We start from the raw sequence: 26,376 nt of genomic DNA on the forward strand, positions 1-26,376 counted from the left end.
GTCAGGTCACGGTCGGGGCCGGCGAGGGGCCGGTCATCCCGCGCTCGGTCCGCCAACCGTCGACGATCGCGGCCTGCAGCCCGAACATCTCGGCCTTCTCGTCGGGCTCTTCGTGGTCGTAGCCGAGCAGGTGCAGCACGCCGTGGACGGTCAGCAGCTGGAGTTCCTCGTCCATGCTGTGGGCCGTCGGGGCCTCCGCGCCCTGCTTCTCGGCGACCTCCGGGCAGAGCACGATGTCGCCGAGAAGCCCCTGCGGGGGCTCCTCCTCGTCCTTGGACGGCGGACGCAGCTCGTCCATCGGGAAGGACATGACGTCGGTCGGGCCCGGGAGGTCCATCCACTGGATGTGGAGCTGCTCCATGGCCTCGGCGTCCACGACGATGACGGACAGCTCGGAGAGCGGGTGGATCCGCATCCGGGCGAGGGCATAGCGGGCGACGTCCAGGATCGCCTGCTCGTCGATGTCCGTACCGGACTCGTTGTTGACGTCGATCGACATGGGGAAGGTGGGTCTCGCTTCTTGGTCGCGCAGCGCGGGCTACTGGCCGTTGCGGCTGTCGTACTTCTCGTAGGCGTCGACGATACGGCCGACGAGCTTGTGCCGGACCACGTCCTTGCTGGTGAGCAGGGAGAAGTGCACGTCGTCGACGTCGTCCAGGATCTCCCGGACCTGGCGCAGACCGCTCTTCGTGCCGCCGGGCAGGTCGATCTGGGTCACGTCGCCCGTCACGACTATCTTCGAGTCGAAGCCGAGCCGGGTCAGGAACATCTTCATCTGCTCGGGATTGGTGTTCTGCGCCTCGTCGAGAATGATGAAGGCGTCGTTGAGCGTCCGTCCGCGCATGTACGCCAGCGGCGCGACCTCGATCGTGCCCGCCGCCATCAGCCGCGGGATGGAGTCCGGGTCGAGCATGTCGTGCAGTGCGTCGTAGAGCGGGCGCAGATAGGGGTCGATCTTCTCGTAGAGGGTGCCGGGCAGGAAGCCCAGGCGCTCGCCGGCCTCGACCGCGGGGCGGGTCAGGATGATCCGGTTGACCTGCTTGGCCTGGAGGGCCTGGACGGCCTTGGCCATCGCCAGGTAGGTCTTGCCGGTGCCGGCCGGACCGATCCCGAAGACGATGGTGTGCTTGTCGATGGCGTCGACATAGCGCTTCTGGTTGAGGGTCTTGGGGCGGATGGTGCGGCCGCGGTTGGAGAGGATGTTCTGGGTGAGCACCTCTGCCGGGGTCTCGCTCGCTCCGTCGCCGTTCTCCGCCGCGCGCAGCATGGCGATGGAGCGTTCCACTGCGTCCTCCGTCATCGGCTGTCCGGTGCGGAGCACCAGCATCATCTCGTCGAAAAGGCGCTGGACGAGGGCGACTTCGCGGGCGTCACCGACCGCGCTGACCTCGTTGCCCCGGACGTGGATGTCGGTGGCGGGGAAGGCGTCCTCGATCACGCGCAACAGCGAGTCGCCGGATCCCAGGACCGTCACCATCGGGTGCTTGGCCGGGACCGTGAACTGGGCGCTCGCCTGCGCTCGTGTGGGTGTCTGCGTCATGGGTAGGCCGGGTGGCCTGCTACCCCCATCCTTCGCTCATCACAGGTGCGGACCTCCGCGGAGGTGCCGGCACTGGCTCCTTGCGCTACCAGAGTACGACGGGGCACTGACAAGCCGGACGGCTTTTCCGGGGCGACCGCGGGGTGCGCCCGAGCGCGTCGGCGGGGCGGCCCGGCGGACCGTGCCGCCGACGCGCTCAGGCCGGGCGGCGGAAACCGATCGTGGGGACCGCGCGGGCCAGCGGCGCCGGTCCGGCGGGGCGCGCGGCGTCCGCGGCGCCGGACGGTCCGGCGGTGCCGTCGGGCGCGGGCAGCACGGCGTCCAGGAAGCCGTACTGGCGGCGCAGCCCTGCGGCGGCCCCGGTGTCGCAGGCCCGCACCCGGCTCCACCAGGCGGCGATCTCCGTCCATCCGGGCGCGGAGAGCGAGCCGCCGAACTCCTGCACCGACAGCGCGGCGCTCAGCCCCGCGAAGGACAGCCGGTCGGCCAGCGGCCAGTCGGCGAGGGTGCCGGTGACGAAGCCGGCGACGAAGACGTCCCCGGCGCCGGTCGGGTCCAGCGCCTCCACCGCGATGGCGGGCACCTCGGCGCTCTCGCCGGTGCGGGCGTCCACCGCGTAGGCGCCCTCCGCGCCGAGCGTGACGACGGCGAGCGGGACGAGGTCGGCGAGCTTGCGGGCGGCGGCGCGCGGGCAGTCGGTGCGGGTGTAGCGCATCGCCTCCTCGGCGTTGGGCAGGAACGCCTCGCAGTGCTCCAGGTCGGCGAGGTCGGTGGGGTCCCAGCGGCCGGTGTCGTCCCAGCCGACGTCGGCGAAGATCCGGCTGCCGCGGCCGGCCGCGCAGCCCAGCCAGCCCTCCCGGCGGCCGGGGACGAGCGCGGCGACGCAGGCCCTGGTCGGCGGCGGGCAGCCGGGGGCGTGCCCGCCGTCGAAGGCGTGCTCCGGGGGCGGTGCCTCGTGGCCGTGCGAGACCATGGTCCGCTCGCCCTCGTAGGCCATGGAGACGGTGACCGGTGAGTGCCAGCCGGGGATCTTGCGGGAGAGCGCCAGGTCGATGCCCTCGCCCTGTTCCAGCGCCTCCCAGCAGTACTCGCCGTACATGTCGTCGCCGAACGCGGCGGCCAGGGAGGTGCGCAGCCCGAGCCGGGCCAGCGCGGTGGCCATGTTGGCGACGCCGCCGGGGCTGGAGCCCATGCCGCGGGCCCAGGACTCGGTGCCGCGGACCGGGGCGGAATCCAGGCCGGTGAAGATGATGTCGAGGAAGACGGTGCCGGTGAGGTAGACGTCGGTGGGCGGATCGCCGTCGCGGCGCACCGCGGCCAGCGGATCGAGCCCCGGGGGCACGGCGGCCGGCCCCGCGGGCGGTTGGACATCGCGTCGGCCACTGTTCACCGCGCTCGCCCCTCTCGTACTCAACTCGTGCCGCCAGTGTGCCTGATGCTGCGGTACGTTCCGCCCCATGAGGCTCTCCATTCTCGGTGGTGGCGGCTTCCGCGTGCCGCTGGTCTACCGCGCACTGCTGGACGACCCGGCACGCTCCGTCTCCGAGCTGACGCTGTACGACACCGACCCGCGCCGGGTCGCGGTGATCAGCGACGTGCTGGCCCGGCTCGCACAGGGCCGTACCCGACCGGTACCCGTACGAGTGGCGGAAACTCTCGACGCGGCGCTGACGGGCGCCGACTTCGTGTTCTCCGCCATACGTGTCGGCGGTACCGCGGGCCGCATCCGGGACGAGCGGATCCCGCTGTCCGAGGGGGTGCTGGGCCAGGAGACGGTCGGTGCGGGCGGGGTCCTCTACGGGCTGCGCACGATCCCGGTGGCGCTGCACGTCGCCGAGCGGGTCGCGGCGCTCTCCCCGGGGGCGTGGGTCATCAACTTCACCAATCCCGCGGGGATGGTGACCGAGGCGATGGCACAGGTGCTGGGGGACCGGGTGATCGGGATCTGCGATTCGCCGGTGGGGCTGGTGCGCCGGGCGGCGCGGGCGGTCGGCGCGGACCCGGCGGCCCTGGAGGACCCGGCGCGGTCCGGCTACGACTACGTGGGCCTCAACCACCTGGGCTGGCTGCGTTCGTTGACCCTCGACGGCACCGATGTGCTGCCGGGCCTGCTGGGCGATGCCACGGCCCTGGGCTCCTTCGAGGAGGGCCGCCTCTTCGGCCCGGAGTGGCTCGGGGTCCTCGGCGCCCTCCCCAACGAGTACCTGCACTACTACTACTTCCGCCGGGAGACCCTGCACTCCGTACGGGACACCCGGGAGACCCGCGGGGAGTTCCTGGACCGGCAGCAGGGCGGCTTCTTCGAACGGGCCGCGGCGGCCGGTGCCCCGGACGCGGTGTACGACCTGTGGGAGCGCACCCGTCTGGAGCGCGAGGAGACGTACATGGCGCACAGCCGGGAGGCGACCGGCGGCTGGCAGCGGGACAGCGACGACCTGGAGGGCGGCGGCTACGACCGGGTGGCGCTGGCGCTGATGCACGCCATCGCCGGCGATTCCGGACGGCGGCTGATCCTCAACGTCCGCAACGGGCCGACGGTGCCGCAGCTGGCGCCGGACGCGATCGTGGAGACGGTCTGCGAGGTGACCGCCAAGGGGGCCCGGCCGCTGCCCTGTGCGCCGCTGCGCGCGGACCAGTTGGGGCTGATGCTCCAGATCAAGGCCGTCGAACGGGAGACGGTGGCGGCCGCCCTCTTCAAGGACCGCGACGCGGCCCTGCGCGCGCTGGCGCTGCACCCCCTGGTGGACTCCCCCGCGGTGGCCGCCCGCATCCTGCAACGGGCGGCCACGGACTCCGGGCGGACGTGAAGCCGGGCGGACGTGAAGCCGGGCGGACGTGAGGCCGGGCGGACGTGAGGCCGGGCGGACGTGAGGCCGGGGCCACGGGAATTCCCCCGCCCCCGGCCGCGTTGTGGCCCCGCAGGGGGCGCCCGTACCCCCTACGGGATCCGTTCGGCCGCCCCCTAGGACCCGGGTCAGTGCCCCCGGGCGATCCACTCCGCCAGGTGCGGGGCCTCCTCCCCGATGGTCGTCGAGTCGCCGTGCCCGGTGCGGACCACGGTCGCCGGCGGCAGGGTCAGCAGCCGGTCGCGGATCGAGTCGACGATCGTCGGGAAGTCGGAGAAGGACCGGCCGGTGGCCCCGGGGCCGCCCTGGAAGAGGGTGTCCCCGGTGAACACGGTGTTCAGGTCGGGGGCGTGGAGGCAGACTGCGCCGGGGGCGTGTCCGGGGGTGTGCAGCACCCTCAGGTCGGTTCCGGCGATGGTCAATACCTGACCATCCGTCAGTTCCCCGTCGGGGGCGGTGTCCGGGTGGGTCTGCTTCCACAGCGGCAGGTCGTCGGGGTGCAGGAGGATCCGCGCCCCGGTGCGGGCGGCGAGCGCCGGCGCCGCGTCGATGTGGTCGTTGTGCGCGTGGGTGCAGATGATCGCGCGCAGGGTGCGTCCGTCGAGGGCGCGGAGGATGGCGTCGGCGTCATGGGCGGCGTCGATGACGACCGCCTCCGCACCGTCGCCGACGATCCACACGTTGTTGTCGACGTCCCAGGTGCCGCCGTCCAGCGAGAACGTCCCTGAGGTGACGAGGTGGTCGACGCGGACGGTCATCACAGCACCACCACCGAGCGCAGCACGTCGCCGGCGTGCATCCGGTCGAAGGCCCGCTCCACCTCGTCGATCCCGATGGTCTCGGTGACGAACGCGCCGAGGTCGATCCGGCCCTGCTGGTGGAGGTCGATCAGCATCGGGAAGTCCCGGGAGGGCAGGCAGTCGCCGTACCAGGAGGACTTCAGGGCGCCGCCGCGGCCGAAGACGTCCAGGAGGGGGAGTTCCAGGGTCATCTCCGGGGTGGGCACGCCCACCAGGACGACCGTGCCGGCCAGGTCGCGGGCGTAGAACGCCTGCCGGTAGGTCTCCGGGCGGCCGACCGCGTCGATGACGACGTCCGCGCCGAAGCCGCCGGTCAGCTCGCGGACGGCCTCGACGGGGTCGGTGGTGCGGGAGTTGATGGTGTGGGTAGCCCCCATGGTGCGGGCCGTCTCCAGCTTCCGGTCGTCGATATCCACGGCGATGATCTTCGCCGCGCCGGCCAGCCGGGCGCCGACCACCGCCGCGTCGCCGACCCCGCCGCAGCCGATGACCGCGACCGCGTCGCCGCGACCGACCCCGCCGGTGTTGATCGCGGCGCCGATCCCGGCCATCACCCCGCAGCCCAGCAGCCCGGCGACGGCCGGTGCGACGCCCGGGTCGACCTTGGTGCACTGGCCGGCGGCGACCAACGTCTTGTCGGCGAACGCCCCGATACCCAGCGCCGGGCTCAGTTCCGTGCCGTCCTTGAGCGTCATCTTCTGCCGGGCGTTGTGGGTGTTGAAGCAGTACTGGGGCCGCCCGCGCAGACACGCCCGGCAGGAGCCGCACACCGCGCGCCAGTTGAGGACGACGAAGTCCCCGGGGGCGACGTCGGTGACGCCCTCGCCCACCGACTCCACCACGCCGGACGCCTCGTGGCCGAGCAGGAACGGGAAGTCGTCGTTGATGCCGCCTTGCTTGTAATGCAGGTCGGTGTGGCACACCCCGCACGCCTGCACCTTGACCACGGCCTCGCCCGGCCCCGGATCAGGCACCAGGATCGTCTCCAGCCGGACCGGCTCGTTCTTCCCCGGCGCCACGACGCCGCGCACTTCCTGTGCCATCGGTACCGCCCCTCTTCGAAGATCACGTACGGGACCACTGTGGCGCACGGCCACCGAGTCGTGCCACACCGTACGGAAAGGGACCGGCCACGGACAGGATCACGGCCGCGCCCGCCCGAGTCACCAGCGGGGCACCGCGGGGGTGGTCCAGCCGGGGTCGGCGCGCCGCATCGCGGCGGCGTCGTCGCGGTCCCGGTAGCGGCCGTCGTCGGCCAGCCAGCGGCGGTGCAGGGCGGCGAGCCGGGTGCGGTCGAGGGTGACGCCGAGGCCGGGGGCGTCGACGACGTCCAGGTGGCCGGCGCGGAAGGCCGGGCGCTCGGTGAGGACGTCCTCGGTCTGCCAGGGGTAGTGGGTGTCGCAGGCGTGGTCCAGGTTGGGGACGGTGGCCGCCACGTGGGTCATGGCGGCGAGGCTGATCCCCAGGTGGGTGTTGGAGTGCATGGCCAGGCCGAGGCCGAAGGTGCGGCAGAGCGCGGCGAGTTCCCGGGTGGCGTGCAGTCCGCCCCAGTAGTGGTGGTCGGAGAGCACGATCCGGACGGCGCCCCTGGCGACCGCCTCGGGGATCTCCTCGAAGGTGGTGACGCACATGTTGGTGGCGAGCGGGACCGGTGTACAGGCCGCGACGTGGGCCATCGCCTCGGTACCGCTGACCGGGTCCTCCAGGTACTCCAGGACGTCGGCGAGTTCGTCCGCCACCTGGAGCGCGGTCCGTTCCGACCAGGCGCCGTTGGGGTCCAGTCGCAGCGGCCGGCCCGGGAACGCCTCGGCCAGCGCCCGGATCGCGGCGCACTCCTGGTCGGGCGAGAAGACCCCGCCCTTGAGCTTGAAGGACGTGAAGCCGTGGCGGTCGGCGAACCGGCGGGCCTGGGCGACGATGCCGGCCGGGTCGAGGGCGGCGCCCCAGTCGTCCGGCTCGCCCGGCCCGTCGGGGTGTCGCTCCCACCGGTAGAAGAGATAGGCGCTGTAGGCGACCCGGTCGCGCAGCGCGCCGCCGAGGAGGGCGTGCACGGGCAGGCCGGCGGCGTGCCCCCAGGCGTCGAGGCAGGCGACCTCGAAGCCGGAGCGGACCGAGCGCCGCAGTTTGCCGGCGGTGCGGACGCCGCGCAGTCCGGCGGCGTCGACGCCGTCCGGGCCGGCCGGCTCCGACGGGCCGCGCATCCGCTCGGCGAGCGCGGCCAGGCCGTTCAGGTCCGTGACCGACCGGCCGATCAGGGCGGCGGCCAGCGGGCGGGCCAGGTCGAGGTATGCGGTGTCCCCGTAGGTCTCCCCCAGGCCGGTGGCGCCGCCCGCGGTGACCAGTTCGATGATCAGGCGTGGGGTGTACGGCTGGTGCACGCCGTGGGTGTTGAGCAGCGGGGGGTCGGCGACCAGGACCGGGGTGAGTCGGACCTCGGTGACGACCAGGTCCGCGGGGCGGGGGGCGACCATCGGCGTTCGTCTCCATATGTAGACAACATCCATGGACCGGGATGGAGGCTAGGGAGCGCGCCCACTCTCCGTCAAGAGCCGCGTCACAGCGTCCAGTTGGATCCCCGCACCACCCAACCCTTTACCAACCCTTTAATCTTCGCGCGTAGATACCTCTGCACCACCTCTGTTACACCTACCCGGGACCATCCCCCACGCTTTTCAAGGAGCCGCGCATGCCCCGTCCCGCCCTCTCCCGTCGTGTCCGCCTGGGCGGTGCGGTGGCCGCCGCGCTCGTCGCCGGCACCGCGGTGTTCGGCGCCGGCCAGGCCACCGCCGAGCACTCCGTGCCGCGCACCGACAAGGAGATCCCCAACCTCACCCTGGTGCAGGACAAGATCAAGGCGTACTACGGCGACACGGTGACGGCCGACGGCGAGCACTACGCCTCCCCCACCAGCAACTACGCCCGCCAGGTCCGCGGCATAGAGGCCAAGGCCCGCACCTACCTGACCGGCGCGCTCGCCAAGAAGGGCACCGGCAAGGCCAAGCCGGCCATCGTCCTGGACATGGACGACACCACCCTGCTGACCTACAACTACGAGCTCAAGGTCGGCTTCAACTTCACGCCCAAGTCCCAGGACGAGTACCTGGAGCACACCGACATGGCCGCGGTCTTCGGGATGAACGACCTGGTCAACTGGGCCCACAAGAAGGGCGCCGAGGTCTTCTTCGTCACCGGCCGCAAGGAGGCGCAGCGCGACTGGAGCGTGCGCAACCTCAAGAACGTCGGCTACGGCGTCCCGCTGGACCGCGCCCACGTCTACCTGCGGGACAAGGAGCACCCGCCCGCCTACCTGCCCTGCGGCAAGACCTGCTCGACCATCGATTTCAAGTCGGGCACCCGCCGGCACATCGAGTCCCTCGGCTACCGCGTCGTCGCCAACTTCGGGGACCAGTACAGCGACCTGGAGGGCGGCGCGGCGGCGCGCACCTTCAAGCTGCCCAACCCGATGTACTACCTGCCGTAGGCGGCGGCCCCCGGCGCCCTCCCAGGGGGCGCCGGGGCCCCTCAGCGCCTCTTGGGGAGCGGCACCCGCAGCAGGTCCGTGGCAATGGTGAGTTCGCCGCCGAAGCCCGCCGCGCGCGCCTGCCGCTCGAAGTCGGCGGGGTCGGCGTAGCGCTGCGAGAAGTGCGTGAGCACCAGATGGCGCACGCCGGCGTCGGCGGCCACCCGGGCCGCCTGTCCGGCCGTCAGGTGCCCGTGTTCCTCGGCCAGTTGGACGTCCTCGTCGAGGAACGTGGACTCGATCACCAGCATGTCCACACCCGCCGCGAGCGCATGGACGCCGTCGCACAGCCGGGTGTCCATGACGAAGGCGAAGCTCTGGCCGGGGCGGGCCTCGCTGACCTCGTCGAGGGTGACGCCGTTCAGCTCGCCGGCCTGCTGGAGGCGGCCGACGTCCGGTCCGGCGATGCCGTGGGCGGCCAGTTTCTCGGGCAGCATCCGCCGGCCGTCCGGCTCGGTGAGGCGGTAGCCGTACGACTCGACCGGGTGCGAGAGCTTGCGCGCCTGGAGGACGTATCCCTTGGCGCGGTCCAGTTCACCGTCGGCGGAGACCGGCCGCTGGGCGATCCGGACCGTCTCCCGGTAGGCGGTGGCGTACCGCAGCCGCTCGAAGAACCGCTCGCCGCTGGCCGGGTAGTGGGCGGTCACCGGATGCGGCACCCGGTCGAGGTTGATCCGCTGGATCACCCCGGCCAGGCCCAGCGAGTGGTCGCCGTGGAAGTGGGTGATGCAGATCCGGTTGATGTCGTGGGCGGCGACCCCGGCCCGCAACATCTGGCGCTGGGTGCCCTCGCCGGGGTCGAAGAGCAGCCCCTGGCCGTCCCAGCGCAGCAGATAGCCGTTGTGGTTGCGGTGCCGGGTGGGGACCTGGCTGGCGGTCCCGAGGACGACCAGTTCGCGTACCGACATGGCTCGTTATCCGGGGGGCCACTGGAGGCCGCGGCCACCGAGGACGTGCAGGTGGGCGTGGAAGACGGTCTGGCCGGCGCCGGAGCCGGTGTTGAAGACGACCCGGTAGCCGGTCTCCTCGATCTGGTCGTCGGCCGCGACCTCGCGGGACTCGGACAGTATGTCGGCGATCACCTTCGGCTCGGCGGCGGCGAGCTCCGCCGCGTTCGGGTAGTGGGCCTTGGGGATCACCAGGACGTGCGTCGGGGCCTGGGGGTTGATGTCGCGGAACGCGACGGTGGTCTCGGTCTCGCGGACGATCGTCGCCGGTACCTCTCCCGCCACGATCTTGCAGAACAGGCAGTCGGCCTGCGGTTCTCCCGCCACCGGTGGACTCCTCCCGGGTCGCGCGGCATGCGCCGTACGCACCCTGCGTACGCCCTCCGGATGCTAGCCGATCACCCCGGCACGTCCCGGGGGCGGCCCTTGGCGACCCTCCCCGGGGTCGGCCCCGGGGTCGGCCCTGGGGTCGGCCCCGGGGGCGGTCTCCCGGATCGCGGCCCGGCAGAGCCTAAGCTGATCTCTCAGACCGCATTGGCCCCACAAACGGGAGTTGTGCACCATGGCAACCACGCGCACCGCCACCACCCACTGGGAGGGCAACCTCCTGCAGGGCAAGGGCACCGTCGCCCTGGAATCGTCCAAGATCGGCACCTACGACGTGAACTGGCCCGCCCGTGCGGAGCAGCCGGGCGGCGTGACCAGCCCCGAGGAACTGATCGCGGCGGCCCACTCCTCCTGCTACTCGATGGCCTTCTCGCACGGCCTGGCCGGCAAGGGCCACACCGTTGAGGCGCTGGACACCCGGGCCGACGTCACCTTCCAGCCCGGTGAGGGCATCACCGGCATCGTGCTGACCGTCAAGGCCCGGGTCCCCGGCCTGTCCGAGGCGGACTTCCAGGCCGCGGCCGAGGACGCCAAGAAGAACTGCCCGGTCAGCCAGGCCCTGGCGGGCGTCAAGAACATCACGCTGCACGCCGAACTGCTCTGCTGACGGACCAACGGCGGCGTGCCGGGCGGCCCTTGGGGCGGCCGGCACGCCGTGACGTCCCGTCGCCCGCGCCCTGCGGGCGCACGACGGGACGTTGCGGGCTAGCTCCAGCGGCCGGTGCGGCCCAGCAGCAGGGCGGTCGCCGCGGTGCCGGCCGTGGACGTCCGCAGCACGGACGCGCCCAGGCGGTACGGCTTGGCGCCCGCCTCGGCGAAGGCCGCCAGCTCCTCCGGCGAGACCCCGCCCTCGGGGCCGACGACCAGCACGATCGAGCCCTCGGTGGGGAGTTCGGCGGTGGCGAGCGGGGTACTGCCCTCCTCGTGCAGGACGGCGGCGAAGTCGGCGTCGGCGAGCAGCTGGGCGACCTGCTTGGTCGACAGCGGGTCGGCGACCCGCGGGAAGGTCAGCCGGCGGGACTGCTTGCCCGCCTCGCGTGCCGTGGCACGCCACTTGGCCAGCGACTTGGCGGCCCGCTCGCCCTTCCACTGCGTGACGCAGCGCGCCGCGGACCACGGCACGATGGCGTCCACTCCGGTCTCCGTCATGGTCTCCACGGCCAACTCCCCGCGGTCGCCCTTGGGCAGCGCCTGCACCACGGTGAGGGTGGGCACCGGCGGCTCCTCGGTGCGCAGCCCGCTGACGGCGACGGTCAGCCGGTCCTTGCCCTCGACGGCGGCGACCGTGCCCTCCGCACCGGTCCCGGCGCCGTCGGTCAGCACGACCTCCTCGCCGACCCGCAGCCGCCGCACCGACACCGCGTGCCGGCCCTCGGGACCGTCCAGGGTCAGCGTGCCCCCGGCCCGTACACCGGCGAGCGACTCGACCAGGAAGACGGGCGCGGTCACACCGCACCGCCCGGTCCGTAGCCCGGGCCGCCCAGGCCCAACGAGACGCGGGCGGCGTCGAGTTCGGCGGCCAGCACCCCCACCAACTGCCCGGCGGGCATCTCCCGCGCCAGCCGATGCCCCTGCCCCGCCCAGAGGTTGAGCCCCTGCGCGTCACCCGCCTTGGCGGCGGCCTTGCGGACCGGGGCGGTGAGGTAGTGCACGGCGGGGTAGGCGGCCGGGGCGTACGGGCCGTGCTCCCGCAGGAAACGGTTCACCAGGCCGCGGGCCGGCCGCCCGGAGAACGCCCGGGTCAACTCGGTATGCGTGAAAAGAGGGTTGGTCAGCGCCTGCTTGTGCAGCGGGTTGGCGCCGGACTCGAGGGTGGCCAGGAACGCGGTGCCCAGCTGCGCCATCGAGGCTCCGGCGGCCAGCACCGCCGCGATCTGCGCGCCGCGCATCAGCCCGCCGGCGGCGATCACCGGGATCTGCACCGTCTCCCGGACCTGGGCGAGCAGCGCCAGCAGGCCCAGCCCGGAGCCTGTCCCGTCGGCGTGCGGATCGTCCCGGTGGGTGCCCTGGTGGCCGCCCGCCTCCACGCCCTGTACGCACACCGCGTCCGCGCCCGACCACTGGGCGGCCTGGGCCTCGGCGGCGGTGGTGACCGTGACGACGGTGTACGTGCCGACCTCGGCGAACGCGTCGAGGACCGCCCGCGAGGGGCAGCCGAAGGTGAAGGAGACCAGCGGCACCGGATCGTCGCGCAGGATCGCGACCTTGGCCTCGTAGCCGTCGTCGGTGGGGCCGTTGACGTCGCCGAGCTCGGTCTCGTACCAGGCGGTCTCGCCGGCGAGTTGCTCGCGGTAGACCTCGACGGCGGAGGTGTCGGTGAGGGCGGGCTGCGGCATGAAGAGGTTGACGCCGAAGGGCCGGCCGGTCAGCCCCCGCAGCTGTTTGATCTCCTGGTACATCCCGTCGGCGGTTTTGTAGCCGGCGGCCAGGAAGCCGAGGCCACCGGCCTCACAGACGGCGGCGGCCAGCTCGGGTCCGGAGCCGCCGCCCGCCATCGGGGCCTGCACGATGGGGTGACGGCAGAAATCGGTGAGCGCGGTGGGCATGCCCACATCGTGTCACGCCCGGCACCCCACCCAGAACCGGGGCGGCGGTCACGGGAAACTCCCGGACCGCCGCCCCGGTCGGGGTGGCTCCTGCCTCGTGCCGCGCTCGCCCGGGGAACGATCCCAGGCGGACGGCCGAACGACTACCGTCCGTTGAAGGCATCCGTCAACCGCGAGAACAGTCCTTGCTGCCCCGGCTGGCTGTGCCTGCCCGGGGGACACCCCCCGGACCCCCGGCCGAACAGCTACCGCCCGTTGAACGCATCCTTCAACCGCGAGAACAGCCCCTGCTGCCCCGGCTGAAACTGGCCCTGGGGGCGCTCCTCGCCGCGCAGCTTGGCCAGTCGGCGCAGGAGTTCCTCCTGCTCCGGGTCGAGCTTGGTCGGGGTCTGCACCTCGACGTGGACGATCAGATCGCCCCGGCCGTTGCCGCGCAGGTGGGTCACGCCGCGGCCGTGCAGCGGGATCGACTGGCCGGACTGGGTGCCGGGCCGCACGTCGACCTCCTCCATCCCGTCCAGCGTCTCCAGCGGGCACTTGGTGCCCAGCGACGCCGCGGTCATCGGGATGGTGACCGTGCAGTGCAGATCGTCGCCGCGCCGCTGGAACACCGCGTGGGGGAGCTCGTGGATCTCGACGTAGAGGTCGCCGGCGGGGCCGCCGCCGGGGCCCACCTCGCCCTCGCCGGCCAGCTGGATCCGGGTGCCGTTGTCGACACCGGCCGGGATCTTGACCGTGAGGGTGCGGCGGGAGCGGACCCGTCCGTCGCCCGCGCACTCGGGGCACGGCGTCGGCACGACCGTGCCGAAGCCCTGGCACTGGGGGCAGGGCCGGGAGGTCATGACCTGGCCCAGGAAGGACCGGGTGACCTGCGAGACCTCACCGCGACCGCGGCACATGTCGCAGGTCTGCGCCGAGGTGCCCGGCGCCGCGCCCTCGCCGCTGCACGTGGTGCAGACGACGGCGGTGTCGACCTGGATGTCCTTGGTGGTGCCGAACGCGGCCTCGCTGAGCTCGACATCGAGGCGGATCATGGCGTCCTGGCCGCGGCGGGTCCGCGAGCGCGGACCGCGCTGCGAGGCCGTGCCGAAGAACGCGTCCATGATGTCGGAGAAGTTGCCGAAGCCGGCGCCGAAGCCGCCCGCGCCGCCGGCACCGCCGGACTGCGAGAGGGGGTCGCCGCCGAGGTCGTAGACCTGCTTCTTCTGCGGATCCGAGAGGACCTCGTAGGCGGCGTTGATCTCCTTGAACCGCTCTTGGGTCTTGGGGTCCGGATTCACGTCCGGGTGCAGCTCGCGCGCCAGCCGCCGGAACGCCTTCTTGATCTGGTCCTGCGAGGCGTCCCGACCGACACCGAGGACCGAGTAGTAATCCGTGGCCACTTACGACTCCGCGAGGATCTGTCCGACGTAACGTGCCACTGCGCGTACCGCTCCCATCGTTCCGGGGTAGTCCATGCGGGTCGGTCCGACCACGCCCAATTTCGCGACGGCCTCGTCGCCAGAACCGTATCCGACGGTGACGACCGAGGTGGACGTCAGGCCCTCGTGAGCATTCTCATGCCCGATGCGCACGGTCATGCCCGAGTCCTTGGCCTCCCCGAGCAGCTTGAGCATCACCACATGCTCCTCAAGGGCTTCCAGCACCGGCCGGATGGTCAGGGGAAAATCATGCCCGAAGCGCGTCAGATTGGCGGTGCCGCCGATCATGAGCCGCTCTTCGGTCTCCTCCACCAGAGTCTCCAGCAGTACCGACAGTACTGTCGAGACGGTCGCCCGGTCGTCCTGTTCGAAGGATTCCGGGAGATCCTGCACCAGCTGCGGGACGTCCGTGAAACGGCGGCCGACGATCCGGCTGTTGAGCCGGGCGCGCAGATCCGCCAGGGATGTCTCGCCGAACGGCGTCTGGCAGTCGATGAGCCGCTGCTCGACGCGGCCGGTGTCGGTGATCAGCACCAGCATCAGCCGGGCCGGGGCCAGCGCCAGGAGTTCGACGTGCCGGACCGTCGACCGCGTCAGGGACGGGTACTGCACCACCGCCACCTGCCGGGTCAGCTGCGCCAGCAGGCGCACCGTGCGGCCCACCACGTCGTCCAGGTCGACGGCGCCGTCGAGGAAGTTCTGGATCGCCCGTCGCTCGGGGACGGACAGCGGCTTGACGCCGGCGAGCTTGTCGACGAAGAGGCGGTAGCCCTTGTCCGTCGGGATGCGGCCGGCGCTGGTGTGCGGCTGGGCGATGTAGCCCTCGTCCTCCAGGGCCGCCATGTCGTTGCGGACGGTGGCCGGGGAGACACCCAGCTTGTGGCGCTCGGTGAGCGCCTTGGAGCCCACCGGCTCCTCCGTCCCGACATAGTCCTGGACGATGGCGCGCAGCACTTCGAGCCTGCGTTCACTGAGCATTCCGCCACCTCCAGTCGGCCGTCCCGCCGTGTCGTCTCTTCTCCTGGCACTCGCACGGGCCGAGTGCCAGACCCGGAGCCAGTGTACGGCCGGGTAGCACGGATGCGGCAAGGGCGGGCGTACCGAGGGCTTACCCACCACCGCGGAATCCGACCCCCGGGTCGCCCCTGAGAGCCCCCTGACCGCACCCCGAGGTCCCCCTGATCCCGCCCCCACGGCCCCGGGCGAGAGCCCCGGGCGGTGTCCGTACCGGACCGGCGTCCGGCCGCTCGCCACGGGTGTGGGGCCACGCTGTCGCGGGGGCGCCAGGCCCCCGCGTCGTGCTGCCGCCGCGCTCCCGTCCGATGCCCGCGGTGCGTGCCGGACGTCGGACGGCAGGCGGGAGTTCGACGACAGGGGCTAGCGTCTCGGTATGCGCACCACATGGGAAGAGGCGGGCTGGGAGCGGCTCGGCGAGGGTGTCGTCCGGCGCCGGATGCCCGGCTGGGACGAGACGATCGGCGTGATCGCCGGCTCGGACGGCGTGCTGATCGTCGACACCGGCCCGACGCTCGGTGCCGGGGCCGAACTGCGCCGGACGGTCCGCGCGGTGCTGGGCCGCGATGTGACGCATGTCGCGCTCACCCACGCGCACTTCGACCACGTCCTGGGCACCGCGGCCTTCGCGGGGGTGGAGGTGTTCGGCGCGACCGGGCTGGCCGAGCTGCTGCGGCACGGCAAGGAGGAGCTGCGGGACTCCGCGGTCCGGCACGGCGTGGACCCGGACGCCGCGGCGGAGGCCGCGGACCTGCTGGTCGCCCCGCACCACCACGTGCACGGGGAGCTGACCGTCCGCCTCGGGGACCGGGAGGTGCTGCTGGCCAACGTCGGCCCCGGTCACACCGCCCACGACCTGGCCGTCCTGGTGCCGGGCCGGGCCGGTGAACGGGAGATCGTGTTCTGCGGCGACCTCGTCGAGGAGTCCGGCGAGCCCCAGGCGGGCCGGGACGCACTGCCCCGGCTCTGGCCCGCCGCGCTGGACCGGCTGCTGGCGCTGGGCGGCGAGGACGCGGTGTACGTGCCCGGCCACGGCGCGGTGGTCGACGCCCGCTTCGTACGCGCCCAGCGGGACGCGCTGGCCGCCCGCTTCGGCACCGAATCGCCCTGATCCGCCACCCCGCTTGACCGTCGCCCCGGCGCCCCGTGCACCGGGGACCACCGCCCCGCCGATCCCCAGGAAGCAGACCCGCATGCACAGCAGGCACTACAGCCCCGACCTCACTCCCCCCTGGAAGAAGCCGAAGCCGGTGCCCGAGGTGCCGGCCGATCCCGGGCTGGTCGTCGAGGAGGTGGTGACGGGCTACTGCGGCGCGGTCCTGCGGTGCGAGAAGACCGCCGAGGGCCCGACGGTCACGCTGGAGGACCGCTTCGGAAGGCAGCGGGTGTTCCCGATGGTGCCGCGCGGTTTCCTCCTGGAGGGCAGGACCGTCACCCTCGTCCGGCCGCAGGGCCGTCCGGCGCCGAGCGGCCCGGCGCGCACCGCGTCCGGCTCGATCGCGGTCCCCGGGGCGCGCGCCCGGGTCGCCCGCGCCGGTCGCATCTACGTGGAGGGGCGGCACGACGCGGAGTTGGTGGAGCGCGTCTGGGGCGACGACCTGCGGATCGAGGGCGTCGTCGTGGAGTACCTGGAGGGCGTCGACGACCTCCCGGCGATCGTCGACGCGTTCGCCCCCGGTCCGGACGCGCGCCTGGGCGTCCTGGTGGACCACCTCGTCCCCGGCTCGAAGGAGTCCCGGATCGCGGCGGCGGTGACCGGGGAGCACGCGCTGGTCGTCGGCCACCCGTACATCGACGTCTGGGAGGCGGTGAAGCCGTCCTCGGTGGGCATCCCGGCGTGGCCGCGGGTCCCCCGGGGCCAGGACTGGAAGACCGGGGTGTGCCGGGCGCTGGGCTGGCCGGAGAACACCGGTGCGGCCTGGCAGCGGATCCTGTCGCGGGTGCGGTCCTACAAGGACCTGGAGCCGGCGCTGCTGGGCCGGGTCGAGGAGCTGATCGACTTCGTGACGGCGCCGGAGGGGGCGGACGGCCGCTGAGGGCCCGCCGCGCACGGCGTGCGCCCCTGGTGCACGCCGTGCGCCGGACCGGCGGTGAGCGCACTCTGGTAGCAGCGATTCCGGAGGTGACCGCCATGTTGAAGACCGCTGTCGGATGGCATGTCGAGCTGGAATTCGAGGAGGACACCCACCGCACCCGAGCCGCCGCGCTGGTACGGCTGCCCGACGGGACCGAAGTGCGGTCCCATGGTTATGCCAGCCGCCACCCGGCCGACGGGAATCAGCCCCGGGTCGGCGAGGAGGTCGCGGGGGCCAGAGCCCTCAACGATCTGGCGATGCAGTTGCTGACCAAGGCGCACGACGAGATCGACTCGGCATCGGGGCGGGTGTCGCGGCCGCTGACCCACTGAAGTCCCCCAGCCGGTCGGGCCGTTGGACCGCTGGGCCGCTGACGCCGCGCCGCGACGGCCCGCCGGGAGGCGCCGGCCCGTCGGGAGGCGTCAGTCCACCAGATCGCGGACCACCGCGTCCGCCAGGAGGCGACCGCGGAGCGTCAGCACGGCCCGCCCCGCCTCGTACGGGCCGGGCGCCAGGAGGCCGTCGGCCACCGCGCGGGCGGCGGCGCTCGCCCCCGCGGGGGCGAGGAGGGAGAGCGGGCAGCCGGCGGCGAGGCGGAGTTCCAGGAGGATCCGCTCGACGCGGCGGTCCTCGTCGGCGAGCAGTTCGCGGCCCGCTCCCGGGGAGCGGCCCTCGGCCAGGGCCTGGGCGTAGGCGGCGGGGTGCTTGACGTTCCACCAGCGGACGCCGCCGACGTGGCTGTGCGCGCCGGGGCCGGCGCCCCACCAGTCGGCGCCGGTCCAGTACAGCTCGTTGTGGCGGCAGCGGGCGGCCTCGGTGGTGGCCCAGTTGGAGACCTCGTACCAGGAGTAGCCGGCGGCGGTGAGGCGCTCCTCGGCGATCAGATAGCGGTCGGCGTGCACGTCGTCGTCGGTCATCGGGATCTCGCCGCGGCGGATCCGGCGGGCCAGCTGGGTGCCCTCCTCGACGATCAGGGCGTAGGCGGAGACGTGGTCCGGGCCGGCGCCGGTGGCGGCGTCGAGGGTGGCCCGCCAGTCGTCGTCGGACTCGCCGGGGGTGCCGTAGATCAGATCGAGGTTGACGTGCGCGAAGCCGGCCGCCCGGGCCTCGGCCACGCAGGCTTCGGGGCGGCCCGGGGTGTGCGTGCGGTCGAGGATCTTCAGGACGTGCTGCCGGGCGCTCTGCATGCCGAAGGAGACGCGGTTGAAGCCGGCCGCGCGCAGCTCGGCGAGATAGCGCGGATCGACGGACTCCGGGTTGGCCTCGGTGGTGATCTCGGCGTCGGGCGCCAGCCCGAACTCGTCGCGCAGCGCGGCCAGCATCCGGCCGAGGTCGGCGGCCGGCAGCAGGGTCGGGGTGCCGCCGCCGACGAAGACTGTCTCCACCGGGCGGGGGTCGTCACCGAGCACCTTGCGGGCCAGCCGGACCTCCTCGACGAGGGTGTCGGCGTAGTTCTCGCGGGAGGCCAGGACGCCGCCGGGGCCGCGCAGCTCGCCGGCGGTGTAGGTGTTGAAGTCGCAGTAGCCGCAGCGGGTGGCGCAGTACGGCACGTGCAGATAGAAGCCGAGGGGGCGCTCGGCGGCGCCGGTCAGCGCATGGCGGGGCAGCGCCCCGTCCTGGGGCATCGGCTCACCATCTGGCAGTGCGGAAGGCATGGGGTCCATTGTCCGTCATGCCGAACGGTTCCGGAGCGGGGTGCCCGGAGAGCGGGCGGCGGCCCCCGGGCAGCCGGGGCGGCGGGCCCGCGTCGACCACCACGGCGGGCCCGGGGCGGCTGTGGCGGCGGGCCCGGGGCAGCCCCGGGGCGGCGCCCGGGGCGGCGCCCGGAGCGGCGCCCGGAGCGGCGCCCGGAGCGGCCGGCTGGAATACCGCCCCCGCCCACCCGGTTGTGGCCCCGCAGGGGGGCCGCGCACCCCCTACGGGATCCGTTCGCACCTCCCCTACGGGCGCCCGCCCGCCGCCTGGAGGACCATCAGCGCCAGGTCGTCGTCGGGCGGCGTGGGGCCGAAGGCGTGCACCGTGCGGCGGATGTGCTCGGCGATGGCCTCGGCGCTCCGCCCGGCCGCCGCGGCGAGCGCCGAGGCCAGCCCGTCCTCGTCGTCGAAGAGCCGCCGGCCGCAGCGACGCTCGGTCACCCCGTCGGTGACGCACAGCAGCGTCTCCCCGGGGCAGAGGTCGAAGGACTCGCTGACGTACGACGCGTCCTCGACGACGCCGAGCAGCATCTGCGGGGCCGCCGCGACCCGGACCGCGCCGTCGACGCCCAGGACCAGCGGCAGCGGGTGGCCGGCGCTGGCGAGAGTGCAGCGGGCACCGCCGTCACCGCCGCGGTACGGGACGATCTCGCCGTAGAGCAGGGAGAGGAAGCGGGCCTGTTCGCCCTCCTCGCGGATCTCCACCGGGGCCTCCGCGCCCGCGCCGGCCGCCGCCACCGCCGCCGCGACCGCGGCGACGGAGTCCGCGGCCTCCCGGGCCATGGTCTTGTTGAGCCGGTCCAGGACCTCGGCGACGCCGAAGCCGTCGCGGGCCAGCAGCCGCAGCACCGGCCGGGCCAGCCCGGTGACCGCGGCGGCCTCGGGCCCGGAGCCGCAGACGTCGCCGAGCGCGAAGCACCAGCGGCCGTCGCCTGCGTCGAAGAGGTCCCAGAAGTCACCGCCGGCCCAGGCGCCCTCGCGCGGCTCGTAGACCACCGCCGACGCGACCCCGGGCACCCGCGCCCGCCCCTGGGGCAGCAGCCGGCGCTGGAGGACCCGGCTGATGCGTTCCTGGCGGCTGTAGGCGCGGGCGGTGGCCACCGCCCGGGCGGCCCGGCGGCACAGGTCCTCGGTCAGCGCGACCACCTCGCCGGGGAAGCGGCGCAGCCCGGCCCGGCCGAGGAGCAGGGTGCCGTGCCGCCGGCCGCCGGCGACCAGGGGGCAGGCCAGGGCCGCGCCGCCGGTCTCGCGGCCGGCCGGCTCGTACGGCCAGGGCCAGGGCACCGGGACCGGCCGGCTGTCGGTGCTGCCGTCGTCGCCCAGGCCCGGCGGCGCCTTCTCCAGGGAGGCCCGCAGCGAGTCGATCCGGCCCTCGGACAGGTGCCATACCCGGGCCAGCCGCGGCACCTCACCGTCCTCGCTGAGGCCGCGCCCGGGGGCGCCGCCGTCGCCGTCGTGCAGCCACACCGCGCACCAGTCGGCGAGCCGCGGAACGATCAGCTGGCAGGCCAGCGAGGCGACCTGGTCGGCGTCCAACTGTCCGGAGAGCAGGTCGGACGCCTCCGCGAGGAAGGACAGCGCGCCGTTGTCGACGCCGCCGCGGTCCCGTTCGGGGCGGTCCTCGGGCGGCGCGGGGCGGCGCGGCACCGGGGCGAGGAGCTCGGAGGCCCGTAGTGCGCGCCGGAACGTCCGGTCGTCGAGGACTCCGTAGGCGTCGAGGGCGTCGGCGGCATCGGGGGCGCCGGCGGCATCGGCGGTGCCGAAGGCGTCGTAGGTGCCGTAGCTGTCGTAGGCGTCACAGGTGTCGTAGGCGTCGTAGGTGCCGTCGGCGGTGTCCGGCTCGGGCCAGGCGGCGTCCGGGCCGCCGACCGGCAACCGGAACCACACCGTCTTCATCGCCCGCCGGTAGGTGACGCCCCAGGCTTCGGCCACCGCGCTGATCAGCCGGAGCCCGTGGCCGCCGCCCTCGTAGGCCCCGGTGTCCTCGCGGGCCCGGACCGGCTGGGTGGGGTGCCGGTCGGAGACCTCGACGACCAGGCCGGGGCGGGGCTGCTCCTCGGGAACGGCGTCCGGGGGGTCGTCGGGGTGCGGCACCGGCTCCTCGGCGGGGTCGAGCCGGCAGAGCACGTCGACGGTGGTGCCCGCGTGCACCACCGCGTTGGTCACCAACTCGCTGACCAGCAGCACCGCTTCGTCGGCCAGCCGGTCGGTGAGCCGGTCGGCGCCCGGCAGCCGGCGCGCGGTCCAGTCGGCGAAGGCGGCCCGGACGAACTGCCGCGCGGCCGCCGCGGCCCGTGGGTCGCCGGGCAGCGTGGCCCGCAGGGAGCGGGCGGCGGCCCCGGTAACGTCGTCCCGTCCGGCCGAAGTTGTCATCCTCATTGAGCAACTCCCGAGCAGTTCCCCAGCGACGCCGGATGCGCCAACGCCAGAGTGACAGAACGAGCCCGCACATAAGCGGTGAGTCACGGAAGTGCGTGGTCAGAGGGGTCAATTCGGCTGACGCGGCATGGCAGTTGGCCGGCGCGCCACGGCACCCCGCAGGGCCCGCCCGGAGCGCGCCGGACCGCCGGCCGCCGGACGGGCACGAGGGTGCGGCGCGGGGGCGCCCCGGGCACTCCCGGGGCCCGCACCGCACCGCGCCCGCCGCCGCTACGCCTCCCGTGCGCCGGCGTACATCTCGTCGATCAGGTCCTTGAACGCCCGCTCCACCACCGGCCGCTTGACCTTGAGGCTGGGGGTGATCTCGCCGTGCTCGATGTCCAGGTCGCGCGGCAGCAAACGGAACTTGCGGATTTGCTGCCACCGCTGGAGCCCCTCGTTGACCCGCTCCACGTAGCCGTCGATCAGCGCGCGGGCCTGGTCGGTGGCGACGACCTCGGTGTAGCTCCTGCCGCCCAGGCCGTGCTCCTCGGCCCACTTGAGGATGGTCGGTTCGTCCAGTGCGATCAGGGCGGTGCAGAAGTTCCGGTTGGCGCCGTGCACCAGCACGTTGGAGACGAACGGGCAGATCGCCTTGAACTGGCCCTCCACCTCGGCGGGCGCGATGTACTTGCCGCCGGAGGTCTTGATCAGGTCCTTCTTGCGGTCGGTGATCCGCAGATAGCCGTCCGGGGACAGCTCGCCGATGTCGCCGGTGTGGAACCAGCCGTCCTCCTCCAGGACCTCGGCGGTCTTCTCGGGCAGGCCGTGGTAGCCCTGCATGATGCCGGGGCCGCGCAGCAGGATCTCGCCGTCCTCGGCGATCCGGACCTCGGTGCCGGGCAGCGGCTTGCCGACCGTGCCGGTGCGGTACGCCTCGCCGGGGTTGACGAAGCTGGCGGCGCTGGACTCCGTCAGGCCGTAGCCCTCCAGGATGTGGATGCCGGCGCCGGCGAAGAAGTAGCCGATCTCGGGGGCGAGGGCGGCGGAGCCGGAGATCGCGGCGCGCAGCCGGCCGCCGAACGCCTCCCGCAGCTTGGCGTAGACCAGGGCGTCGGCGACCTTGTGCTTGGCGGCCAGCGCGAACGGCACCGAGGCGTTGCCGGTGTGCCGGAAGTTGTCCTGGGAGACCTTGGCGTACTCGCGGGCCACGCCGGCCGCCCACTGGAAGATCTTGTACTTGGCCCCGCCGCCCTCCCGGGCCTTGGCCACGACGCCGTTGTAGACCTTCTCGAAGATCCGCGGGACGGCCGCCATGTAGGTCGGGCGGACCGCCGGCAGATTCTCGATGATCTTGTCGACCCGGCCGTCCACCGCGATCACGTGCCCGACGGAGACCTGCCCGGCGGTCAGCACCTTCCCGAAGACGTGCGCCAGCGGCAGCCAGAGGTACTGCACGTCGTCCGCGGTGACCATCCCGGTCGCCTGGATGGCGCGGGCCATGTACGCCCAGCAGTCGTGGGCCAGCCGGACGCCCTTGGGGCGGCCGGTGGTCCCCGAGGTGTAGATCAGGGTGGCCAGTTGGTCGGCGCGGAGCGCGGCGACCCGCTCCTCGACGCACTCGGGGTGCTGCTCCAGATAGGCGGTGCCGCGCTTCTCCAGCTCGGCGAGGGAGAGCACCCAGTCCTCCGGGTCGTCCTCGGCGGGCCGGGCGTCGGCCCCGTCGATGACCACGACGTGCGCCAGCTCGGGCAGCTCGGCGCGCTTCTCGCGGGCCTTGGCGAGCTGTGCGGCGTTCTCCGCGATCAGCACCCGGCTGCCGGAGTCGGCCAGGATGAACGCGGTCTCGTCGGTGTTGGTGGAGGGGTAGACGGTGGTGGTGGCGGCGCCGGAGCAGAGCACGCCGAGGTCGGCGAGGATCCACTCCACCCGGGTGTTGGCGGCCAGTGCCACCCGCTCCTCGGGGTGCACGCCCAGCGCGATCAGCCCGGCGGCCACGGCGAGCACCCGCTCGGCGGCCTGGCTCCAGGTCAGCACGCTCCAGTCGTCCGGTCCGGCGCCGGTGGAGGACGGGACCGGATAGCGGTATGCCTCGGTATCCGGGGTGGCCGCGACCCGCTCCAGGAACAGGGTCGCCACCGAAGGCGGCCGGTTGTCGATCAGCGTGTGGGTGTCGGTCACGGCGTCCTCCGGGGCCCGCTTCGTTGCTGGTGACTCGCGAGTAACCTTGAGCAGTGATCAGAGTAGAGCGCGTGACGCCGCCACGTAAGGGGCTGCACCCGACTGGTTCACGATGTGACCCGAGCGATAAGTGCACATGACACGCGCTTGACCGATGGGCCCCGAAGCGTCGTCCGGCCGGCCCCGCCGCCCCGAAGAACGCCGCCGCCCCGAGGCGCCACCGGGAAACGGCACGGGGCGCCGGCTCCCTGAGGAACCAGCGCCCCGCCCCTGCGTCCCGCGCCCGCCGCGCGTCCCGCTTCCGCTACTTCTTCGCCTTGCCTTCGCCCTCGGAGTCGGAGGACAGCACCGCGATGAACGCGTCCTGCGGGACCTCCACGTTGCCGACCATCTTCATCCGCTTCTTGCCCTCCTTCTGCTTCTCCAGCAGCTTCCGCTTACGGGAGATGTCACCGCCGTAGCACTTGGCGAGGACGTCCTTGCGGATGGCGCGGACCGTCTCACGGGCGATGACCCGGCTGCCGATGGCGGCCTGGATCGGCACCTCGAAGTTCTGCCGCGGGATCAGCTCGCGCAGCTTGCCGACCAGCCGCACGCCGTACGCGTACGCCTTGTCCTTGTGGGTGATCGCGGAGAACGCGTCGACCTTGTCGCCGTGCAGCAGGATGTCGACCTTGACCAGGTCGGCGGTCTGCTCGCCGGTGGGCTCGTAGTCGAGCGAGGCGTAGCCGCGGGTCTTGGACTTGAGCTGGTCGAAGAAGTCGAAGACGACCTCCGCGAGCGGCAGGGTGTAGCGGATCTCGACCCGGTCCTCGGAGAGGTAGTCCATGCCCAGCAGCGAACCGCGCCGGGTCTGGCAGAGCTCCATGATCGCGCCGATGAACTCGCTGGGCGCCAGGATCGTGGCCCGGACGACCGGCTCGTGCACCACGTCGATCTTGCCGGTGGGGAACTCGCTGGGGTTGGTGACGGTGTGCTCGGCGCCGTCCTCCATCTCCACCCGGTAGACCACGTTGGGCGCGGTCGCGATCAGGTCGAGGCCGAACTCGCGCTCCAGGCGCTCCCGGACGACCTCCAGGTGCAGCAGGCCCAGGAAGCCGACGCGGAAGCCGAAGCCCAGGGCCGCCGAGGTCTCCGGCTCGTAGACCAGCGCGGCGTCGTTGAGCTGGAGCTTGTCCAGCGCCTCGCGCAGCTCCGGGTAGTCCGAGCCGTCGAGCGGGTACAGGCCCGAGAAGACCATCGGCTTCGGGTCCTTGTAGCCGCCCAGCGGCTCCTCGGCGCCCTTGTTGAGCTGGGTGATGGTGTCGCCGACCTTGGACTGGCGGACGTCCTTCACGCCGGTGATGAGGTAGCCCACCTCGCCGACCGAGAGGCCGTCGGCGGCGGTCATCTCCGGGGAGTTCGTACCGATCTCCAGCAGCTCGTGGGCGGCGCCGGTGGACATCATCTTGATGCGCTCGCGCTTGGAGAGCGTGCCGTCGACGACCTTCACGTAGGTCACCACGCCGCGGTACGGGTCGTAGACCGAGTCGAAGATCATCGCGCGGGCGGGGGCGTCCTTGACGCCGACCGGGGCCGGCACCTCGCGGACGACCTTGTCCAGCAGCTCGGGCACGCCGACGCCGGTCTTGGCGGAGACCTTCAGCACGTCCTCGGGCTCGCAGCCGACCAGGTTCGCCAGCTCGGCGGCGAACTTCTCGGGCTGCGCGGCCGGCAGGTCGATCTTGTTGAGGACGGGGATGATCGTGAGGTCGTTCTCCATCGCCAGGTAGAGGTTGGCGAGAGTCTGGGCCTCGATGCCCTGGGCGGCGTCGACGAGGAGGATGCAGCCCTCGCACGCGGCCAGCGAGCGGGACACCTCGTAGGTGAAGTCGACGTGGCCCGGGGTGTCGATCATGTTCAGGATGTGGGTGGTCCCACTTCCCTCTTCGCCCTCGGAGGGGCTCCAGGGCAGCCGGACCGCCTGGGACTTGATCGTGATGCCGCGCTCGCGCTCGATGTCCATGCGGTCGAGGTACTGCGCGCGCATCTGCCGCTGGTCGACGACACCGGTCAGCTGGAGCATCCGGTCGGCGAGCGTCGACTTGCCGTGGTCGATGTGCGCGATGATGCAGAAGTTACGGAGGAGCGCCGGGTCGGTACGGCTCGGCTCCGGCACGTTCGTAGGGGTCGCGGGCACGCAGGGTCCATTCAGTGAACGCGGGTAGGCGGGACTCGGTCTTGTGATGTCCCCCCATCGTCCCATGACCGGCGGCGGTGGGGCGGTTCGGGCATCGGGGACGGGCGGGGCGCCCCCGGCGCCGACGGAGCGGGGCCCGGAGCGCGGAGGCGGGCGGCATCCACAGTGGATCCACGGGGCATCCACGGAGGCGGGGCGGCGAGGGCCCCGGCGCTCCCCCCGCCCGCGGCCCGGTTTGGGAGCGCTTCGGACCTGCTGGTAGTCTGGTCCACTGCGCTTCGTGCCCTCTCTCGTGCGCGGCGCAACTCGAAACTCCAACGAACCTGAAAAGGCTCTTTCGTGGCGAACATCAAGTCCCAGTTGAAGCGGATCAAGACCAACGAGAAGGCTCGTCAGCGCAACAAGGCTGTCAAGTCCTCCCTGAAGACCGCGATCCGTCGCACCCGCGAGGCCATCGAGGCCGGTGACCTGGAGAAGGCCACCGCCGCGCAGGCCCTGGCGGCCAAGAAGCTCGACAAGGCCGTCAGCAAGGGTGTTCTGCACAAGAACAACGCCGCCAACAAGAAGTCGGCGCTGGCCAAGAAGGTCGCCGGCCTCAAGGGCTGACCCTCTGCCCGACCGCGCCCGTCGCGGTCACCCTGCCGATCAGGGACCCAGCGGCCCCTCTCTCCGCTCCTTGTCGGTGCACCACCGCGCCGCACACGGCCTGCGTTCGCCACGCGGGTGCGGCGCACCCGGCTCCTCCGCGGCCCCAAGCCGCCGAGCAGCCACCCAAACTGGATACGAACGACCCCACCTGTGCCCCTTTGGGGCGGGTGGGGTCGTTCGTTTGCGGTGGGGTCGTTCGTTTGAGTGGAGGGCGCGGCGC

The 26,376-nt window shown here is 72.9% G+C and carries 23 protein-coding genes; 7 read left to right on the forward strand and 16 right to left on the reverse strand.

Annotated features, from left to right (window positions below; genetic code table 11):
* Position 1: 1 nt before the first annotated feature.
* From ybeY to JNO44_RS16285, 3 genes are all read right to left on the reverse strand, one after another.
* A complete protein-coding gene (ybeY, locus tag JNO44_RS16275; protein ID WP_067351728.1) occupies positions 2-499 on the reverse strand; it encodes an rRNA maturation RNase YbeY in 498 nt (165 codons plus the stop codon).
* 39 nt (positions 500-538) lie between these two features.
* Positions 539-1,540 (reverse strand): PhoH family protein, encoded by a 1,002-nt coding sequence (locus JNO44_RS16280; RefSeq protein ID WP_039636523.1) that lies wholly within the window; start codon positions 1,538-1,540, stop codon positions 539-541.
* Positions 1,541-1,736: 196 nt separating this feature from the next.
* Positions 1,737-2,930, reverse strand: coding sequence for a carbohydrate kinase family protein (locus JNO44_RS16285; protein WP_039636521.1), 1,194 nt, complete (start codon positions 2,928-2,930; stop codon positions 1,737-1,739).
* A gap of 67 nt (positions 2,931-2,997) precedes the next feature.
* On the opposite strand from JNO44_RS16285, the gene JNO44_RS16290 reads away from it, so the two are divergent.
* Positions 2,998-4,347 carry a family 4 glycosyl hydrolase gene (locus JNO44_RS16290; RefSeq protein WP_205364886.1) on the forward strand — a complete coding sequence of 450 codons (1,350 nt, stop codon included), beginning with the start codon at positions 2,998-3,000 and terminating at the stop codon, positions 4,345-4,347.
* Positions 4,348-4,514: 167 nt separating this feature from the next.
* Here JNO44_RS16290 and JNO44_RS16295 read toward each other — a convergent pair whose 3' ends face one another.
* From JNO44_RS16295 to JNO44_RS16305, 3 genes are all read right to left on the reverse strand, one after another.
* Positions 4,515-5,144 (reverse strand): MBL fold metallo-hydrolase, encoded by a 630-nt coding sequence (locus tag JNO44_RS16295; RefSeq protein ID WP_205364888.1) that lies wholly within the window; start codon positions 5,142-5,144, stop codon positions 4,515-4,517.
* A complete protein-coding gene (locus tag JNO44_RS16300) occupies positions 5,144-6,229 on the reverse strand; it encodes an S-(hydroxymethyl)mycothiol dehydrogenase (protein ID WP_205364890.1) in 1,086 nt (361 codons plus the stop codon). Before JNO44_RS16300 ends, JNO44_RS16295 begins: the two co-directional genes overlap by 1 nt.
* A 120-nt stretch (positions 6,230-6,349) precedes the next feature.
* Positions 6,350-7,657: an enolase C-terminal domain-like protein gene (locus JNO44_RS16305; protein WP_205364892.1), complete on the reverse strand. Its 1,308-nt coding sequence runs from the start codon at positions 7,655-7,657 to the stop codon at positions 6,350-6,352.
* 215 nt (positions 7,658-7,872) lie between these two features.
* Between JNO44_RS16305 and JNO44_RS16310 the strand changes: the two genes are divergently transcribed.
* Entirely contained in the window at positions 7,873-8,667 is a 795-nt protein-coding gene (locus JNO44_RS16310) for an HAD family acid phosphatase (protein WP_073442205.1), read from the forward strand.
* A gap of 41 nt (positions 8,668-8,708) precedes the next feature.
* On the opposite strand, the gene JNO44_RS16315 is transcribed toward JNO44_RS16310, so the two are convergent.
* Together JNO44_RS16315 and JNO44_RS16320 are read right to left on the reverse strand one after the other, a co-directional pair.
* Positions 8,709-9,614, reverse strand: a complete 906-nt coding sequence (locus JNO44_RS16315) for a ribonuclease Z (protein WP_205364895.1) — start codon at positions 9,612-9,614, stop codon at positions 8,709-8,711.
* Positions 9,615-9,620: 6 nt separating this feature from the next.
* The gene (locus JNO44_RS16320) at positions 9,621-9,980 is read right to left on the reverse strand and encodes a histidine triad nucleotide-binding protein (protein WP_039636506.1); all 360 of its coding nucleotides are present in this window, start codon (positions 9,978-9,980) and stop codon (positions 9,621-9,623) included.
* A gap of 235 nt (positions 9,981-10,215) precedes the next feature.
* Here JNO44_RS16320 and JNO44_RS16325 point away from each other — a divergent pair, with 235 nt between their 5' ends.
* Positions 10,216-10,647: an OsmC family protein gene (locus JNO44_RS16325; protein ID WP_205364897.1), complete on the forward strand. Its 432-nt coding sequence runs from the start codon at positions 10,216-10,218 to the stop codon at positions 10,645-10,647.
* Positions 10,648-10,745: 98 nt separating this feature from the next.
* Here JNO44_RS16325 and JNO44_RS16330 read toward each other — a convergent pair whose 3' ends face one another.
* From JNO44_RS16330 to hrcA, 4 genes are all read right to left on the reverse strand, one after another.
* Positions 10,746-11,489: a 16S rRNA (uracil(1498)-N(3))-methyltransferase gene (locus tag JNO44_RS16330; RefSeq protein ID WP_205364899.1), complete on the reverse strand. Its 744-nt coding sequence runs from the start codon at positions 11,487-11,489 to the stop codon at positions 10,746-10,748.
* Positions 11,486-12,586, reverse strand: a complete 1,101-nt coding sequence (locus JNO44_RS16335; RefSeq protein WP_205364900.1) for a nitronate monooxygenase — start codon at positions 12,584-12,586, stop codon at positions 11,486-11,488. The genes JNO44_RS16330 and JNO44_RS16335 overlap by 4 nt, the downstream gene beginning before the upstream one ends.
* Before the next feature lie 245 nt (positions 12,587-12,831).
* A complete protein-coding gene (gene dnaJ, locus JNO44_RS16340; RefSeq protein WP_205364901.1) occupies positions 12,832-13,968 on the reverse strand; it encodes a molecular chaperone DnaJ in 1,137 nt (378 codons plus the stop codon).
* Positions 13,969-14,985, reverse strand: a complete 1,017-nt coding sequence (hrcA, locus tag JNO44_RS16345; RefSeq protein ID WP_073442209.1) for a heat-inducible transcriptional repressor HrcA — start codon at positions 14,983-14,985, stop codon at positions 13,969-13,971.
* Positions 14,986-15,397: 412 nt separating this feature from the next.
* Between hrcA and JNO44_RS16350 the strand changes: the two genes are divergently transcribed.
* The 3 genes from JNO44_RS16350 (at position 15,398) to JNO44_RS16360 (ending at position 17,428) form a co-directional block, all read left to right on the forward strand.
* Positions 15,398-16,132: an MBL fold metallo-hydrolase gene (locus JNO44_RS16350; protein ID WP_205364902.1), complete on the forward strand. Its 735-nt coding sequence runs from the start codon at positions 15,398-15,400 to the stop codon at positions 16,130-16,132.
* 82 nt (positions 16,133-16,214) lie between these two features.
* A complete protein-coding gene (locus tag JNO44_RS16355) occupies positions 16,215-17,057 on the forward strand; it encodes a DUF3097 domain-containing protein (protein WP_205364903.1) in 843 nt (280 codons plus the stop codon).
* Between the two features lie 95 nt (positions 17,058-17,152).
* Positions 17,153-17,428: a DUF1876 domain-containing protein gene (locus tag JNO44_RS16360; protein ID WP_067351688.1), complete on the forward strand. Its 276-nt coding sequence runs from the start codon at positions 17,153-17,155 to the stop codon at positions 17,426-17,428.
* 90 nt (positions 17,429-17,518) lie between these two features.
* Here JNO44_RS16360 and hemW read toward each other — a convergent pair whose 3' ends face one another.
* The 4 genes from hemW to lepA form a co-directional block, all read right to left on the reverse strand.
* Complete coding sequence (hemW, locus tag JNO44_RS16365) at positions 17,519-18,751, reverse strand: radical SAM family heme chaperone HemW (protein WP_205364905.1); 1,233 nt, start codon at positions 18,749-18,751, stop codon at positions 17,519-17,521.
* Between the two features lie 285 nt (positions 18,752-19,036).
* Entirely contained in the window at positions 19,037-21,163 is a 2,127-nt protein-coding gene (locus JNO44_RS16370) for a SpoIIE family protein phosphatase (RefSeq protein WP_205369910.1), read from the reverse strand.
* Positions 21,164-21,439: 276 nt separating this feature from the next.
* Positions 21,440-23,329, reverse strand: coding sequence for an AMP-dependent synthetase/ligase (locus JNO44_RS16375; RefSeq protein ID WP_205364908.1), 1,890 nt, complete (start codon positions 23,327-23,329; stop codon positions 21,440-21,442).
* 304 nt (positions 23,330-23,633) lie between these two features.
* Positions 23,634-25,508 carry a translation elongation factor 4 gene (gene lepA, locus JNO44_RS16380; RefSeq protein WP_205364911.1) on the reverse strand — a complete coding sequence of 625 codons (1,875 nt, stop codon included), beginning with the start codon at positions 25,506-25,508 and terminating at the stop codon, positions 23,634-23,636.
* A gap of 339 nt (positions 25,509-25,847) precedes the next feature.
* Between lepA and rpsT the strand changes: the two genes are divergently transcribed.
* The gene (rpsT, locus tag JNO44_RS16385) at positions 25,848-26,114 is read left to right on the forward strand and encodes a 30S ribosomal protein S20 (RefSeq protein WP_039636481.1); all 267 of its coding nucleotides are present in this window, start codon (positions 25,848-25,850) and stop codon (positions 26,112-26,114) included.
* Positions 26,115-26,376: the final 262 nt, after the last annotated feature.

This window comes from Streptomyces noursei (assembly GCF_016917755.1).
Taxonomy (GTDB): Bacteria; Actinomycetota; Actinomycetes; order Streptomycetales; family Streptomycetaceae; genus Streptomyces; species Streptomyces yunnanensis.

Excerpts from the sequence above, each read along its gene's own strand:
- ybeY (WP_067351728.1), bottom strand. The coding sequence starts at position 499 with ATGTCGATCGACGTCAACAACGAGTCCGGTACGGACATCGACGAGCAG.
- JNO44_RS16280 (WP_039636523.1), bottom strand. The coding sequence starts at position 1,540 with ATGACGCAGACACCCACACGAGCGCAGGCGAGCGCCCAGTTCACGGTC.
- JNO44_RS16290 (WP_205364886.1), top strand. The coding sequence starts at position 2,998 with ATGAGGCTCTCCATTCTCGGTGGTGGCGGCTTCCGCGTGCCGCTGGTC.
- JNO44_RS16295 (WP_205364888.1), bottom strand. The coding sequence starts at position 5,144 with ATGACCGTCCGCGTCGACCACCTCGTCACCTCAGGGACGTTCTCGCTG.
- JNO44_RS16300 (WP_205364890.1), bottom strand. The coding sequence starts at position 6,229 with ATGGCACAGGAAGTGCGCGGCGTCGTGGCGCCGGGGAAGAACGAGCCG.
- JNO44_RS16305 (WP_205364892.1), bottom strand. The coding sequence starts at position 7,657 with ATGGTCGCCCCCCGCCCCGCGGACCTGGTCGTCACCGAGGTCCGACTC.
- JNO44_RS16310 (WP_073442205.1), top strand. The coding sequence starts at position 7,873 with ATGCCCCGTCCCGCCCTCTCCCGTCGTGTCCGCCTGGGCGGTGCGGTG.
- JNO44_RS16315 (WP_205364895.1), bottom strand. The coding sequence starts at position 9,614 with ATGTCGGTACGCGAACTGGTCGTCCTCGGGACCGCCAGCCAGGTCCCC.
- JNO44_RS16325 (WP_205364897.1), top strand. The coding sequence starts at position 10,216 with ATGGCAACCACGCGCACCGCCACCACCCACTGGGAGGGCAACCTCCTG.
- JNO44_RS16335 (WP_205364900.1), bottom strand. The coding sequence starts at position 12,586 with ATGCCCACCGCGCTCACCGATTTCTGCCGTCACCCCATCGTGCAGGCC.
- hrcA (WP_073442209.1), bottom strand. The coding sequence starts at position 14,985 with ATGCTCAGTGAACGCAGGCTCGAAGTGCTGCGCGCCATCGTCCAGGAC.
- JNO44_RS16350 (WP_205364902.1), top strand. The coding sequence starts at position 15,398 with ATGCGCACCACATGGGAAGAGGCGGGCTGGGAGCGGCTCGGCGAGGGT.
- JNO44_RS16355 (WP_205364903.1), top strand. The coding sequence starts at position 16,215 with ATGCACAGCAGGCACTACAGCCCCGACCTCACTCCCCCCTGGAAGAAG.
- JNO44_RS16360 (WP_067351688.1), top strand. The coding sequence starts at position 17,153 with ATGTTGAAGACCGCTGTCGGATGGCATGTCGAGCTGGAATTCGAGGAG.
- hemW (WP_205364905.1), bottom strand. The coding sequence starts at position 18,751 with ATGCCTTCCGCACTGCCAGATGGTGAGCCGATGCCCCAGGACGGGGCG.
- JNO44_RS16370 (WP_205369910.1), bottom strand. The coding sequence starts at position 21,163 with ATGACAACTTCGGCCGGACGGGACGACGTTACCGGGGCCGCCGCCCGC.